Annotated in this window: 13 protein-coding genes; 7 read left to right on the top strand and 6 right to left on the bottom strand. The window is 58.4% G+C overall.

All coding sequences use genetic code 11. The annotated features are described in order from the left end of the window. Positions 1–47 precede the first annotated feature (47 nt). The 4 genes from fdxA to ACQZ5M_RS12760 form a co-directional block, all read right to left on the bottom strand. Complete coding sequence (fdxA, locus tag ACQZ5M_RS12775) at positions 48–386, bottom strand: ferredoxin FdxA (protein WP_062444698.1); 339 nt, start codon at positions 384–386, stop codon at positions 48–50. Between the two features lie 157 nt (positions 387–543). After that, positions 544–960 carry an RNA-binding S4 domain-containing protein gene (locus ACQZ5M_RS12770; RefSeq protein ID WP_296034904.1) on the bottom strand — a complete coding sequence of 139 codons (417 nt, stop codon included), beginning with the start codon at positions 958–960 and terminating at the stop codon, positions 544–546. A gap of 4 nt (positions 961–964) precedes the next feature. Then, positions 965–4,042, bottom strand: coding sequence for a helicase-related protein (locus tag ACQZ5M_RS12765; RefSeq protein ID WP_449079957.1), 3,078 nt, complete (start codon positions 4,040–4,042; stop codon positions 965–967). 351 nt (positions 4,043–4,393) lie between these two features. Next, a complete protein-coding gene (locus ACQZ5M_RS12760) occupies positions 4,394–5,608 on the bottom strand; it encodes a ubiquinone biosynthesis hydroxylase (RefSeq protein ID WP_296105841.1) in 1,215 nt (404 codons plus the stop codon). A 92-nt stretch (positions 5,609–5,700) separates the two neighbouring features. On the opposite strand from ACQZ5M_RS12760, the gene tesB reads away from it, so the two are divergent. The 6 genes from tesB (at position 5,701) to ACQZ5M_RS12730 (ending at position 13,096) form a co-directional block, all read left to right on the top strand. Beyond that, the gene (gene tesB / locus ACQZ5M_RS12755) at positions 5,701–6,585 is read left to right on the top strand and encodes an acyl-CoA thioesterase II (protein WP_296076744.1); all 885 of its coding nucleotides are present in this window, start codon (positions 5,701–5,703) and stop codon (positions 6,583–6,585) included. 214 nt (positions 6,586–6,799) lie between these two features. Further along, positions 6,800–7,150: a P-II family nitrogen regulator gene (locus ACQZ5M_RS12750; protein ID WP_062424736.1), complete on the top strand. Its 351-nt coding sequence runs from the start codon at positions 6,800–6,802 to the stop codon at positions 7,148–7,150. 29 nt (positions 7,151–7,179) lie between these two features. Then, a complete protein-coding gene (locus tag ACQZ5M_RS12745) occupies positions 7,180–8,535 on the top strand; it encodes an ammonium transporter (RefSeq protein WP_296099023.1) in 1,356 nt (451 codons plus the stop codon). Positions 8,536–8,741: 206 nt separating this feature from the next. Further along, positions 8,742–11,372 (top strand): DNA translocase FtsK, encoded by a 2,631-nt coding sequence (locus ACQZ5M_RS12740; RefSeq protein WP_449079909.1) that lies wholly within the window; start codon positions 8,742–8,744, stop codon positions 11,370–11,372. A 152-nt stretch (positions 11,373–11,524) separates the two neighbouring features. Continuing rightward, positions 11,525–12,208 (top strand): outer membrane lipoprotein carrier protein LolA, encoded by a 684-nt coding sequence (locus ACQZ5M_RS12735; RefSeq protein WP_449079908.1) that lies wholly within the window; start codon positions 11,525–11,527, stop codon positions 12,206–12,208. A gap of 84 nt (positions 12,209–12,292) precedes the next feature. Next, positions 12,293–13,096: an exodeoxyribonuclease III gene (locus ACQZ5M_RS12730; protein ID WP_296034883.1), complete on the top strand. Its 804-nt coding sequence runs from the start codon at positions 12,293–12,295 to the stop codon at positions 13,094–13,096. A gap of 22 nt (positions 13,097–13,118) precedes the next feature. On the opposite strand, the gene ACQZ5M_RS12725 is transcribed toward ACQZ5M_RS12730, so the two are convergent. Then, the gene (locus tag ACQZ5M_RS12725; protein ID WP_296019188.1) at positions 13,119–13,574 is read right to left on the bottom strand and encodes a cyclic nucleotide-binding domain-containing protein; all 456 of its coding nucleotides are present in this window, start codon (positions 13,572–13,574) and stop codon (positions 13,119–13,121) included. A gap of 118 nt (positions 13,575–13,692) precedes the next feature. After that, positions 13,693–14,376 carry a response regulator transcription factor gene (locus tag ACQZ5M_RS12720; RefSeq protein ID WP_296019191.1) on the bottom strand — a complete coding sequence of 228 codons (684 nt, stop codon included), beginning with the start codon at positions 14,374–14,376 and terminating at the stop codon, positions 13,693–13,695. Positions 14,377–14,517: 141 nt separating this feature from the next. On the opposite strand from ACQZ5M_RS12720, the gene ACQZ5M_RS12715 reads away from it, so the two are divergent. Beyond that, positions 14,518–15,063 carry a L,D-transpeptidase family protein gene (locus ACQZ5M_RS12715; RefSeq protein WP_296078596.1) on the top strand — a complete coding sequence of 182 codons (546 nt, stop codon included), beginning with the start codon at positions 14,518–14,520 and terminating at the stop codon, positions 15,061–15,063. Positions 15,064–15,145: the final 82 nt, after the last annotated feature.

Here is a 15,145-nt window from a genome sequence, read left to right as displayed (position 1 = left end):
CGGCAGGTGCCGGGAGGCTTTTAATATTTACACAGAGCTGACTTGTATCAGTCGCCTTTGCCAGGCTCAGCGGAGAAGTAGAGATCGAGCTTGCCCTCGACGCCGTCCATCTCCTTGGCTTCCGGCAGCGGATCGCGCTTGACCGTGATGTTCGGCCAGATGGCAGCGTATTCGGCATTGATCTTCAGCCACTTGTCGAGGCCCGGCTCGGTATCCGGCTTGATCGCCTCGGCGGGACATTCCGGCTCGCACACGCCGCAATCGATGCATTCGTCGGGATTGATGGCGAGGAAGTTTTCACCTTCGTAGAAGCAATCCACGGGGCAGACTTCAACACAATCAGTGTATTTGCAGCGAATGCAATTATCGGTCACGACATACGTCATGAAGAACTCCAGAATATGCAGGCCGGGTCAGTGGCTTTCGAACACAAGCCTTCGCCCGGAATTCAGACAGGGCATTTTCGCAAGTGACGTAATGCCTTTGACCCAAGATAGCAAGGATAAACCATGCTGAAAAAAGCGAGCAAAATAGTCGTTTATTCTAATCTGGATCGTTATCGCTCTCCGAGATGAACCTGTCTAGCGCCCGGCGTTCCTTCTTGGTCGGACGACCGCTGCCTGGCTGGCGAACAGCCTGCTCCAGCAGGGTCAAGCGATCCTTCGGTTCGCGGGGAGGGGTTTGATCGTCATACAGAAGCCTGGCCTCTTCATAAGGCCCGCGCCGCTCGCCCGCCGCCTTGACGATGAGAATGCGGTCCATCCGCTCGACGGAGATATCGAGCTTGTCACCGGGCTTCACCATATGGCTGGCTTGGCGGATGGGCGCGCCATTGACCCGGATATTGCCCGACTGAATGTAGCTCTGGGCAATCGATCGGGATTTTGCCATACGGGCGAAGAACAGCCACTTGTCGAGGCGCTGACGCCCGGCTTCGAGTGGCTGTTCCTTTTGACCCATAGACTTACTTCTTCAGCTGCTCCTTGAGAGCAGCGAGCTTGGCGAAAGGCGAATCCGGATCCATCGGCTTTTCCTTGCGCGGTGGCTTTGCCTCGAAACGCTGCTGACCCTGCGGCTTGCCGCCGCGATCGTTGCGTTCGGGACGATCCTTGCGCTCGCCCCGATCAGGACGATCGCCACGATTGTTGTTGCCGCGTGCCTTATTGTCCGGACGGCCGCCTTCGCGCTTGCGATCGCCATCACGGTTAGCGTCACGATTGATATTGTGGCGGTTGCCTGGACGACCTTCGCCCGCTTCGCGACGTTCGCCTTCACCGCGGTTACCGGCACTGCGGTTGCCCGGGCGGCGGTTATCGCTGCGCTGATTGTCGTTGCGGCCACCTGGACGCCACAGAAGGACCGGCTTCGGCTCAGCATTTTCAGCCGTCGCTTCCTCGCTCTTGCCTTCTTCAGACGTGCTTCCTTCGGTTTTCGGCTCTTCAGCCTTCACCTCTGCAGCTGTTTCGACTGGCGCTTCGGCAGAGGCTTCCTGTTCGGAGGCATCGGAGGCGTCCGCATCGTCATTTGCAGCGTCTTCAGCTGGAGCGGCGTCTGTCGCACCTGCCTTGGCAGGCTCGCCGCTCTGCGCGGCCAGGAAAGTCGCTGCCTCTTCTGCGGAGACCTGATCGGCACGGTAGCCGAGACCCTTGAGGATCTCTTCCATGTCGTCCAGCGTCGCACCGAGGATCGACAGCATTGCTGTCGTGGTGGTGAAGCGGCGACCATCATAGGCGCCTTCTGGGCGCGGCTGCTGACCGGGCTTCCACTGCAGCAGCGGACGGATGAGGTCTGCCAGACGCTCGAGAATATCGATGCGCACGGCGCGCTTGCCGAGGAAACGGAAACCAGCAAGCTTGTAGAACATGCGCTCGAAGCCGGGATCGGTCACGACCGAGGTGCGGCCAGCGGCCAGAACCGGAATGAGATCGCCATAGCCCGGCTTGCCAAGTCCGTCATTCTTCAAGGCCCAGAGCAGTGTCACGAGCTCGGCAGGCGCCGGCTTCAAGAGTGCAGGCAGAAAGACGTGATAGGCGCCGAAGCGGATGCCGTAACGGCGCATGGAAGCTCGCGCGTCCTGATCGAGCGTCTTGACCTCCTCGGCCACATCACGACGGAACAGGATGCCGAGATTTTCGACCAGCTGAAACGCCAGGCCCTTGGCAAGACCCTGCAGGTCTTCGGCACGAGAAATATCGTCGAGCGGCTTCAGAACCGTTGCGATCTGATGATTGACGAAGCGCTCGATGCGGGCAAGTGCGTGGTCACGCGCATTGCCGCTCAACTGCTCGTCGGCCAGCATGATGACGCGTGGCTTCATGATGTTGTCGCCGGCTGCCAGACGCGCCACGGGCTCACCGAGCCAGCGGACGAGGCCGTCCGAGCTCAAGGCGAGGTCGCCGTTGCCACTGGCATGGAGGCGGGCGGCACGCGCCTCGTACTCCAATGCGAGCGCCTTTTGCGCTGCCGCCTGCACGGCCTTGGCATCCGGGCCTTCGGTTCCCGAAACCGGGGTGAACCGGAATCCCGCCAATTGACCGACATGATGTCCTTCTACGAAGACATCACCATTCACACTGATTTCAGCTTCAAGCATCGCATTCTCTCTTAGGCGCCTCATGAGCACAGATGTCCTGCGATCAACAAAGCGTTTCGTCAACCTTTCATGTAGCGCATCGGACAATCGATCCTCGATTTCCCGTGTCTTTTCTTGCCAGTGTGTCGGATCGGCAAGCCATCCTGGGCGGTTGGATACATACGTCCATGTTCTGATCTGCGCAATCCTGGCGGAAAGCGTGTCGATCTCACCGTCTGTCCGGTCGGCGCGGCGCACCTGTTCGGCCATGAAATTCTCATTGACCGTACCGCGTTTCACCAAATCGAAATAGAGGGTCGAAATCAGATCGGCATGTTGTGCAGGCGCGATGCGGCGATAGTCCGGCAAAGCGCAGGCTTCCCACAATCTTTCGACACGCTCCGCCGTCGTGGTGACGTCGATGATCTCCGGATAGCGCGCTAGATATTCAAGCGCCTGCTGGTCGATCGCGGGAAGCGCACGTGACAGGCCCTGCACCGTTGGTGCGGCGTCAAGGCTCGCCTGGAGATTTCTGATGGATGAGAAATCAAAATTCTTGGTGCGCCATTGCAGCACTTTGACCGGATCGAACTCGTGTGATTCGATCCGCTCCACCAGTTCATCGTCCAGCGGATCGACCCGACCCGTGACACCAAAGGTGCCGTCGCGCAAATGACGTCCGGCACGACCGGCGATCTGGCCCATTTCAGCCGGGTTCAGATTGCGGAACTGGTAGCCGTCGAATTTGCGGTCCTGGGCAAAGGCCACGTGGTCGACATCGAGGTTCAGACCCATGCCGATGGCATCGGTCGCGACCAGGTATTCCACATCGCCATTCTGATAAAGGCCGACCTGGGCGTTGCGGGTGCGCGGAGACAGCGCGCCAAGAACGACGGCAGCACCGCCGCGCTGACGACGTACCAGTTCGGCAATCGCATAGACCTCGTCGGCGGAGAAGGCGACGATGGCTGAACGCTGCGGCAGGCGGGTGATCTTCTTCGAGCCCGCATAGAAGAGCTGTGAGAGGCGAGGGCGCTCGACCATCACGATGCCCGGCAGCAGCTTTTCGAGAATGGGCCGCATAGTGCCGGCACCCAAAAGTAGCGTCTCTTCCTTGCCGCGCAAGTGCAGGATGCGGTCGGTGAAGATGTGGCCGCGTTCCAGATCGCCCGCGAGCTGTACCTCGTCGATGGCAACGAAGGCGGCATTGGTTTCGCGCGGCATCGCTTCCACTGTACAGACGGAATATTTGGCGCGGGGAGGGGAGATCTTCTCTTCGCCGGTGATCAGCGCGACGTTGTTGGCGCCGACCTTTTCCACCAGTCGCGTATAGACCTCGCGCGCCAGCAGGCGCAGCGGCAGGCCTATGACCCCGCTTCCATGCGCCACCATTCTTTCAATGGCATAATGGGTCTTGCCGGTATTTGTCGGTCCAAGAACGGCCGTTACACCGCGGCCGCTCAAGATCATGGGGCGAAAATTCAACGTACTATCCGCGAAAACGACGATGCTGCTACTCTTCGGACACGGCGTGAGGGCGCCCGCATTTTAGTCCTTCACACATGGCAATCGAGAGGGCCAAACGCAAGGACGAAAGCGTTATCAGCGGCGTCTTCGCTCATTTGATTGCCGGATACGGTCGCGCAAAACGCTTTTTTACCGAGAAACGCCAAAGCCACAAGATTCGGAACAGGTTGAGAACGAATCAGAGACGAATCGCTGACTCCAGAAGATTCAGTCTTTGTTCACGGCAAGATGTGGCTTTCTCTGCCGTCAAAGCCACCAGATGCTGAATCAGATGTCGCTAAAGAACGATGCCGGCTACAGAGGTTGTCCCGCCAGCAGTTTTGGGCCATTGCGATCCGAGGTTCCGGCAGCTTGGCCGATAAAGTAGGATTTGAGAGCTGGAATCCGGTCGACGAGGCCAAGCCCGAAATCGCGCGCGACGCGGATAGGGCCGACATCGTTTGAAAAAAGACGGTTCAGCACGTCGGTTGTCACGCCCATACGCACGGTATCGAAGCGGCGCCAGGACTGGTAGCGCTCCAGTACGTTGAGAGAACCGATATCGAGCCCGATGCGATCGGCCTCGACGACGGTTTGCGCCAGCGCTGCCGCATCCTTGAAGCCAAGATTGAGCCCTTGGCCGGAAATTGGGTGAATGCCGTGAGCGGCGTCGCCGGCCAGCGCAATGCGCGGTGCGACGAAAGCGCGGGCGAGCGTGAGGCCAAGAGGGAAAGCGCGGCGCGGACCGACAGGGCGGATGGGTCCGAGCTTGTGGCCGAAGCGCCGCTCAAGCTCTTCTTCGAAAATCAGATCGTCGGACGCAACGAGACTGTCGGCGTCCGCAGTACGTTCGGTCCACACCAGCGAGGAGCGATTGCCTTTAAGCGGCAGGATGGCGAATGGGCCGGACGGGAGGAAATGCTCTTCCGCGCAGCCATTGTGCGGGCGTTCGTGCTCGACCGTCGTAACGATGCCAGATTGGTCATAAGCCCAGTGGACAGTCTTGATGCCAGCCATGTCGCGCAGCGCCGATTTGACGCCATCACAGGCAACCAGCAGACGTGTCTCAACCGACGATCCGTCGGAAAGAGAAATCATGTTGCTTTGTGGTCCTGCGGAAAAGCCGGTAACGCTTAGGCCATGGCGTATCTCGATGCCGAGTCGCTCGCAAAGACTACGCAGAGCGCCGACCATGGCGACGTTCGGCACCATATGCGCAAATGGCTGGCCTTCCGCCACATCGCCATCGAAGGTCAGAAACACCGGACGAACGGGATCTGCCGTGCGCGAATCCGTCACGATCATCTTGTTGATCGGCTGTGCTTCCGGCTCCAGCTCCTGCCAGATGCCGAAGACATCCAGCATGCGGCTTGCGGCCGCAATGATTGCGGAAGCCCGCACGTCTTTCTTCCAGACGTCTTCGGGCGCAGCCTCGATGACCTGTATGCCCAGATGCGGCGCTGCCTGCTTGATGGCGACAGCAACGCTCAAGCCCACATATCCGCCCCCGGCAATCACGACATCAAGCATTGCGTCTTCTCCTGCGCCTTGCGTTCTTGTGCATAGTGTCCTCCCATTATAGACCATCCCATCACGTCTTCATACAGCCGGAGCATGCCGAAATGTCGCATTCTTCTCATTCATCAAGCCCGATGGAAAATCTTGTCGCCACGCTTGATCTTGAAAAACTTGAAGAAAATCTCTTCCGCGGCACCAGTCCGCAGGTCGGGTGGCAGCGTGTCTTTGGCGGTCAGGTCATAGCGCAGGCATTGATGGCAGCGCAGCGAACGGTGGATGCGGACCGCTATATCCATTCGCTGCATGCCTATTTCATGCGGCCGGGTGATCCTCTCGTGCCGATCGTCTATCAGGTCGATCGTATTCGCGATGGGGCAAGTTTTGCCACGCGGCGCATCGTTGCCATCCAGCATGGCCATGCGATCTTTTCCATGTCCGCCTCGTTCCAGATTGAGGAAGGCGGTTTCGATCATCAAAGCGAAATCCCGAACGTCCCGCAGCCGGAAAGCCTGATGAGCGAGGCGCAGTTGCAGGAAGCCTTTCTCGCCAATGCGCCGCCTGCGATCCGCAAATACTGGGAGAACAAGCGGCCGATCGAAATCCGCCCTGTGTCGCTCACGCATTATATTTCCAAGGAAAAGCTCGACCCCAAGCAGGATATCTGGGTGAGAGCGGTCGGCGATGTGCCAAACGACAGGCATTATCAGGCAGCCGTTCTCGCCTATCTTTCCGACATGACGCTGCTCGATACGTCGCTTTATGCTCATGGAACGACCATCTTCGATCCGACGATCCAGGTAGCGAGCCTCGACCACGCCATGTGGTTTCACCGCCCCTGCAAGTTGGAAGACTGGCTGCTCTACACGCAAGACAGCCCGAGCGCATCTGGTGCTCGCGGATTGACCAGAGGCAGCCTTTTTACCCGCAACGGCGTCCTTATTGCCTCGATGGCGCAAGAGGGCCTGATTCGCAAACGAGCAAATGACTAAAAAATACTCAAATTAAAAAAATCGCCCATAAATTGCTCGCCTAAAGTGCGGACAATTGCCTGTTTTGCGGCCGAATTATTTATAGTCTTTACTTTTCAATTGCTTATGTCCCTCGTGCGCAAACTGGCACGGCCTTTGAATATAGAGTGGCAGTCGCTGTTACTGATCTGCCAGCGGCAAGGAGAGTCGGCTCCATGCCGAGCACAAACAAAGGATGGGAAACCAGATGAAAATTGTGATGGCCATTATCAAGCCGTTCAAGCTGGATGAGGTGCGCGAGGCTCTCACCGCCCTCGGCATTCAGGGCCTGACCGTCACCGAGGTCAAGGGTTACGGACGTCAGAAGGGGCATACCGAGATTTATCGCGGTACCGAATATGCGGTCAGCTTTCTTCCCAAGCTGAAGATCGAGATCGCGGTGGCGTCCGACGTCGTGGAAAAGGCAGTCGATGCAATCGCATCCGCGGCCAAGACGGGGCAGATCGGCGACGGCAAGATTTTCGTCTACTCGATTGAACAGGCAGTGCGTATCCGCACCGGCGAAACGAACACAGAAGCGCTTTAAAGCTCGGCTGACAGGGGAGTCCTCACACTATGAACTTCAAGAAAATTTCCACACTCAGCGCGCTTAGCGCCGGTGCGGCAGCCCTCCTGGCGCCGGTCATCTCTTTTGCACAGGACGCCGCGGCCCCCGCAGCGGCCGCTGCCGCCGCGGTCCCGGACAAGGGCGACACCGCCTTCATGTTCCTCTCCACCCTTCTGGTGCTGTTCATGGCCGTTCCGGGTCTGGGTCTGTTCTACGGCGGTCTGGTTCGCGCCAAGAACATGCTTTCGGTTCTCATGCAATGCACGGTCATCGCTGCGACCGTCATGATCGCCTGGGTCGCCTACGGCTACTCCTTCGCTTTCGGCGGTTCTGAAAGCCCGTTCTTCGGCGGCTTTGCCAAGCTCTTCCTCGCTGGCGTCACAAAGGATACGACCGCTGCGACCTTCTCGCAGGGCGTCGTCATTCCGGAATACATCTTCGTGATGTTCCAGATGACGTTTGCAGCCCTGACACCGGCGCTGATCATCGGTGCCTTTGCCGAACGCATCAAGTTCTCTGCCTCGATCCTCTTCTGCCTGCTCTGGGTCACCTTCGTCTACTTCCCGATCGCCCACATGGTGTGGGATGCCAAGGGCTATCTCTTCGGCCTCGGCGCACTTGATTTTGCTGGCGGCACGGTCGTTCACATCAATGCCGGTGTCGCCGGTCTCATCGGTGCGATCATGGTTGGCAAGCGCACGGGTTACGGAAAGGACATGATGGCTCCGCACTCCATGACGCTGACTTATGTCGGTGCAGCCATGCTGTGGGTTGGCTGGTTCGGCTTCAACGCCGGTTCCAATCTCGAAGCCTCCGGTGGGGCGATGCTCGCAACCGTCAACACCTTCGTCGCCACGGCTGCTGCCATTCTCTCCTGGTGCCTGGTTGAAAGCTTCACGCGCGGCAAGGCTTCCATGCTGGGTGCGGCTTCCGGTATGATCGCCGGTCTCGTTGCCATCACGCCTGCTGCCGGTATTGCCGGTCCGATGGGCGCGATCATCATGGGTCTGCTCGTCTCGCCGATCTGCTACTTCTTCGTCTCGGTGGTGAAGAACAAGTTCGGCTACGACGATACGGCTGACGTCTTCGGCGTTCACGGCGTTGGCGGCCTCTTCGGCGCTCTCGCAACCGGCATCTTCGCCAGCGCGTCTCTCGGTGGCGTCGGTTACGCCGGCGAACAGACCATGGGCGGTCAGTTCATGGTTCAGGTTCAGGCTGTCGTCATCACCATCCTGTGGACGGGTATCGGCTCTGCGATCCTCTACAAGATCGTCGACATCATCGTCGGCCTGCGTGTGCCGGTCGAAGCCGAACGCGAAGGTCTCGATCTCGCGTCCCACGGCGAAGCTGCCTACCACAACTAAGATCATTCGGGTGCTTGCGCACCCGAACCTTGCTTTATCGAAGCCCGGCGATCGCCTCGCCGGGCTTATTCTTTTTGACGCGCTGAGCTTGGTAAACGAGTTTTCCCGTGGTTAATGCCGCATTAACCACCATGCCGCTACTTTGCCCTGTCATCCCTGCTTCGGTCACGAAGCTCCGGAAACACTAAGGACGACAGGTTCAACATATGGGCAGAGTGAATTCTCCGACATTCGAGGGCCGCGACAATCGCTTCGTGCTGACGGCATTCGTCGTGCGACAGATCATGGCGCTGTGTGGTTTTGCCGTTCTGGCAGCATTGGCGCTGGGCGTGACGGCACTCGCGACTTGGAATGTGGCTGACCCCAGTCTTTCCTACGCGACCTCCAACGAGCCCACCAACCTGCTCGGACATAGCGGCGCGATCTTCGCCGATATCATGATGCAGTTTCTCGGCCTGTCGTCGCTGATTGCCATGTTGCCTGTGCTGTCTTGGGCCTTCGTGCTGATTTCCGGCCGAAAACTGACGCGTATGCCAGTCCGTTTGACGGCGTGGATCGGCGGTGCCTTTATCGCTTCGGCTGCGCTTGGCTGTTTTCCGGCCCCTCAGACATGGCCGCTGCCCAACGGGATCGGCGGCGTCATCGGCGACATGATCCTGCGTTTCCCTGCGCTTTTTCTCGGTGCTTATCCTACTGGCACCACAGCGACCGTTCTTGGCTCCATTCTTGCCGTGCCTGCTGCCTGGCTGATGCTGATCGCCTCCGGACTTCTTGGCGCCCTGGATCAGGATGCCGAGGAGCCCTTCGCGCCGCAGGCTGCCACTGCCAGCAAGGTCCGCAAGGTTCAGGAGATCGAAGAGGACGACGAAGATGACGGCGAGGGCTTCTTCGCCAACGCCCTGGCCTTTGGCGCGCTTGCTCATTACTGGTACATCACCCAGGCAAGGTTGCGCCGTATTCTGCGTCTCAAGCCCAAGTCGCTCACCAATGAGTTCGAGCAGCCTTACGATTTCAACGACTACGAATTCGGGACACTAAACGAGCCATCGCGATTGAAAACAGCGATCAACCGTCTGGAAAGAGCGGAGCCGTCCTTCGAGGAACGGGCAGAAGCGCGTGCCCGACGGCAGGCACCATCCGCCAACGGCGGCGATCTCGACGAGCCCTTCGATGACGAGGATAGCCTGCCGGATGGCATACTCTCCGGCGATGCGCCCTTTGCCGCGCGACCCGCACCGGGAAGCCCAACGCGCATTACCGCGCCACCTGCCCGACCAAAGCCGAGCGAGCGGGTTGCACGCGAAGCGCAAACCTCCTTCATCTCCCCGGATGGCTTCCAGGTCCCCTCAATCCACCTGTTGGCCGAGCCAAAGAATGTCGTCAAAGACAACACGCTGAATGCAGACGTGCTGGAGCAGAATGCCCGCCGTCTGGAAGGCGTACTGGAAGATTTTGGCGTCAAGGGCGAGATCATCCACGTTCGCCCCGGCCCGGTCGTAACACTTTATGAGCTTGAACCCGCTCCTGGTATCAAGTCGTCGCGTGTCATTGGTTTGGCGGACGATATCGCCCGCTCGATGAGCGCCATTGCCGCCCGCGTTGCCGTCGTTCCTGGCCGCAACGCCATCGGCATCGAGCTTCCCAACCGCACGCGCGAGACGGTTTTCTTGCGCGAACTGGTCGGCTCGCGCGATTTCGAAAGCAGCAAGGCCAAGCTGCCCATGGCACTCGGCAAGACGATTGGCGGCGAAGCCGTCATCGCCGACCTCGCCAAGATGCCGCATCTTCTCGTTGCCGGTACCACCGGCTCGGGCAAGTCGGTGGCAATCAACACCATGATCCTGTCGCTCGTCTATCGCATGACACCGGAACAGTGCCGCCTGATCATGATCGACCCGAAGATGCTGGAACTGTCGATCTATGACGGCATCCCGCATCTGCTCTCGCCTGTCGTCACCGATCCGAAGAAGGCCGTCGTCGCCTTGAAATGGACGGTGCGGGAGATGGAAGAGCGCTACAAGAAGATGTCGAAGATCGGTGTTCGTAACATCGATGGCTTCAACACCCGCGTTCAGCAGGCACTCGATAAGGGCGAAGTCCTGACGAGAACCGTACAGACCGGCTTTGACCGCCAGACCGGCGAAGCCATGTATGAGACGGAAGAATTCGATCTGAAGCCGCTGCCCTACATCGTCGTCATCATCGACGAAATGGCCGACCTTATGATGGTCGCGGGCAAGGATATCGAAGGGGCAGTTCAGCGTCTGGCGCAGATGGCGCGCGCTGCCGGCATTCACGTCATCATGGCAACCCAGCGTCCGTCCGTCGATGTCATCACCGGTACGATCAAGGCGAACTTCCCGACGCGCATATCCTTCCAGGTTACCTCCAAGATCGACAGCCGTACCATCCTTGGTGAGCAGGGCGCGGAGCAGCTGCTCGGCATGGGCGACATGCTCTATATGGCAGGCGGCGGGCGCATCCAGCGCGTTCATGGTCCCTTCGTTTCGGACAATGAAGTGGAGGAGATCGTCTCTTACCTCAAGACGCAAGGTTCGCCCGACTATCTCGAGGCGGTCACCGAAGAGGAAGAGGACGAGGATGGTGGCGGTCCCGCAGGGACCGGCAACATGGCCGAGTCCGACGACCCCTACGATCAGGCCGTGGCCGTCGTATTGCGTGATGGCAAGGCCTCGACATCCTATGTCCAGCGCAGGCTTGGTATCGGTTACAACCGGGCCGCCTCGCTGATCGAACGGATGGAACAGGAAGGCATCATCGGCCCTGCCAACCACGCCGGAAAGCGCGAAATCCTCGTGCCGACGGAGAATGATTAAGCCTCACATGCCGGATGCGCCACCGCGGGTTGGCCTTTGGCACCCGCCGCCTGTGTGCCGGTTCGGCAACCGCAACCAGGCGTGTGCTTCCGACGTTATAGCCGTCGCTCCATGTCATGAAGCCGCCGTGTTTTTTCGGCACATGGAATGCGATGAAGGAGAACAGAATGAAGAATACCCGCTCGGTCGTTTCCGCTCAGCATTCCGGCCTTGAAAGCAGCATGACGCGCAGAGCTGTGATGACACTGTTTTCGGCAGCCTCTGTAGCGCTCTCGCCGGTCGCGGCTTTTGCCCAAGGTGCAGGTGACGGCGCAACGGCGCAGAAGATCGCCAATCACTTCTCGTCGGTCAAGACGATGATGGGCGAGTTCGTTCAGTTCGGCCCACGTGGCGAACAAACCGGCGGCAAGTTTTATATTTCGCGGCCCGGAAAACTTCGCTTCAACTACGAAGACCCGTCGCCCATGCGCGTGATTGCAGATGGCCGCAATGTCGTCATCGGCAATATGAAGCTGAAGACCTGGGACCTCTATCCGCTGTCCAAGACGCCGCTCAGCCTCTTGCTTTCCGACAAGATCGACCTTAGCAACCAGAAGGTTCGCAGCGTCAAGGAAGAGTCCGATCTGATCACTATCGTTCTCGGTGATAAAAGCATTTTCGGCGATTCCACCATCACGCTGATGTTCGACCCGAAAACCTTCGACCTCCGTCAATGGACGACCACTGACGCCCAGAACAAGGACACAACCGTGATGATCTTCAACGTTCAAACGGGCGTAAACCTTGACGACAAGGTTTTTGCCATCAACTACGAAGACGTCCGCAAACGCGGCTGACGATCGCTCGGGCAGAAAGCGGTTTCCGTTTTATGCCCGATGTTATAAGCCTGCCTCCACTCAAGACGAGACGGAGCGTGAGGCATGGCTTTTTCAATAACCACCTGGAACATCAACTCGGTGCGGCTACGCATGCCGATCGTCGAGCAATTCCTGGTGCGTTACAAGCCAGACGTTCTCTGCTTGCAGGAAACCAAGTGCCCGAACGGCGAATTCCCGCTGAAGCCTTTGCGGGCGCTTGGCTATGAGCACATCATTATTCACGGTCAGAAAGGCTATCACGGCGTCGCCATCGCTTCGAAGCTGCCGCTCACAGAAGATCATCGCCAGGATTACTGCGGGGTAGGGGACGCCCGCCATATCTCCGCGCTGGTAGAGGTCGGCAGTCGCCGCATTCGCCTTCATAACTTTTATGTCCCGGCAGGTGGCGATGAGCCGGACCGGTCGATCAATCCGAAGTTCGGCCACAAGCTCGACTTCGTGGAAGAGATGAAGGTGCTGAGCGCTGACAGTACTCCTGGCACTTCATCTATCCTGGTCGGTGACTTGAACATCGCTCCGTTGGAAAACGACGTCTGGTCGCATAAGCAATTGCTGAAGATCGTCAGCCATACGCCTGTCGAAACGGAGGGGCTCATGGAGGTGATGAAGCGTGGCAACTGGCTCGACCTGATGCGGCTCAACGTGCCGGAGACGGAAAAGATCTACACGTGGTGGAGCTATCGGGCCAAGGACTGGGAGGCTGCCAATCGCGGCCGCCGTCTTGACCATATCTGGTCATCGCAGGATCTGGGCCCGTCGCTCGATCGCATAGAAATCCTGAAGGAAGCCCGCGGTTGGAACCGCCCTTCTGACCACGTGCCTGTCACGGCGCATTTCAAGTTCTAAGGATAGCGCCTCTTAGCGCCTCCTAGAGAAAGCGCTTTTGCATCGCAGCCGCACTGGAGGCGAGCGCCGCGATATTGCCGCGGATGCGCTCGGTCACCACCTGTGCCACATCCGGAAATTCCTCAATCATACGATGGAAAAGAATACGGGTGATGCGGATGACCTCGGAATCCTGGCGCGCAACGGCTGTAAACTTGCGCTCGCACAGGGTGAAGAGCGCGAGTTCCGACAGAAGGCAGCCACTGCCGACCGTCGCCTGGATTTCGCGCGTGCCATCACGGTCCTCGGTCCAGAGATCGAAGCTTCCATGACAGACGACAAAGGCGCATTCGGCGGGAGAGTGCTGGCGAAACAGCATATGCCCTTCAGCAACGCGCCGGCGCTCTGCGCCAAACGCGATCAGCCTCAGCTGGTCCTCGCTGAAACCCTGAAACAGCGGCACCTGCGCGAAAAGCTTGATATCGTCGTTCAACGCCATGAGCTGGTCCAGATGGGAGATCGAAGTCGGAAGCCGCGTCTCTCAAACAAGGGCACACGGTCCGACTGGTTTTCAACCAATGTGAGCGCCAACACAAGGGGTCATGCCACAAAAGGCCCTAAGGGACGATTTTGTAGCCGCCGTTTTCGGTGACGAGAATTTCCGCATTTGACGGATCGCGCTCAATCTTCTGACGAAGACGATAGACATGGGTTTCCAGCGTGTGGGTGGTAACGCCCGAATTGTAACCCCAGACTTCTTCCAGCAAAACGTCGCGTGTGACGACGGCGCTGCCAGCGCGGTAGAGGTAGCGGATGATGGCTGCTTCCTTTTCCGTCAGACGGATCTTCTTGCCGTCTTCCGTGGTCAGCAGCTTCTGGCTTGGCTTGAACTGGTAAGGTCCGACAGTGAAGACCGCGTCTTCGCTCTGCTCGTACTGGCGTAGCTGCGCACGGATGCGAGCAAGGAGGACTGCGAAGCGGAAAGGTTTCGTCACATAGTCGTTCGCGCCAGCCTCAAGACCCAGTATGGTGTCGGAATCGGTATCGTGCCCGGTCAGCATGATAATGGGAGACTTGAAGCCGTTCTTGCGCATCAGCTTCACGGCTTCGCGCCCGTCCATGTCCGGCAGGCCCACATCCATGATCAGCAAATCGACCTGTGCGGATTTTACCGTCTGTATGGCGTCGTTGGCGCTCGCGCCAGTGAGAAGCGAGAACTCATCATAGGGCGAAAGCTGTTCGGCAAGGGTGTCGCGCAGATCGTCGTCGTCATCAACTAGAAGCAATGTACGGGCCGTCATAGAATGCCTTCACCTTTCCTATTTAATTTCCAAACCAATTCAGCGGTTTGCGCGCTTCGCGTCAACCCTTGTGCGGCAATAACGCCGTGCTATGACGTCAGGGTGAAGCATCTTCAAAGCAAAATCTCGTGAAGAAAAGTGATGACCAGAAAGATTAAATCTCGAGCACCACTTCCAAGACTTCTCGTTCGTCCCTCCCCTTTAAGCAAAAGTCGAGCGATCGTTCAGCTAGGTCACTTAACGTTTCAGGCTGCGATTGGTCGCAAGGGTCGCACCGCTTTCAAGTGCGAAGGCGATGGTAAAACACCGATTGCGCAGATGCCGCTGCTTTACGGCTTCATCCGGGGAGAGCGTATGCGGGCGGTTCAAACTCGCTTGACATTGCGCAGGGCGGTAAAGCCGATGTTGTGGTGCGATGCGCCAAGCGATCCGAACTACAATCGGATGGTCAAGGCTCCGTTCAAACCGAGCCATGAGGAGATCTGCAGGGAGGACGGCCTTTACGACGTTTGCCTGGTGCTCGACTGGAACGTCAGATGCAGGCAGCGCAATCGTGGCTCAGCCATCTTCATGCATATGATCCGTCCGGGTTACGAGCCGACTGCCGGCTGCGTCGCGCTTCACCCCAGAGATATGCGCCGTCTTCTGTCGCACCTTCATGGAGGACAGATTATCCAGGTTTTATAGTGCCTTAGAGAAAGATTGACGCATCGAGAGACCCTCAACACAGAATGGCCATCTTTGCGAAAGAAACAAAAAACCCGCCACG

Source organism: Rhizobium sp. 22-785-1 (assembly GCF_053521965.1).
This window is presented reverse-complemented; position numbering and strand designations above follow the sequence as displayed.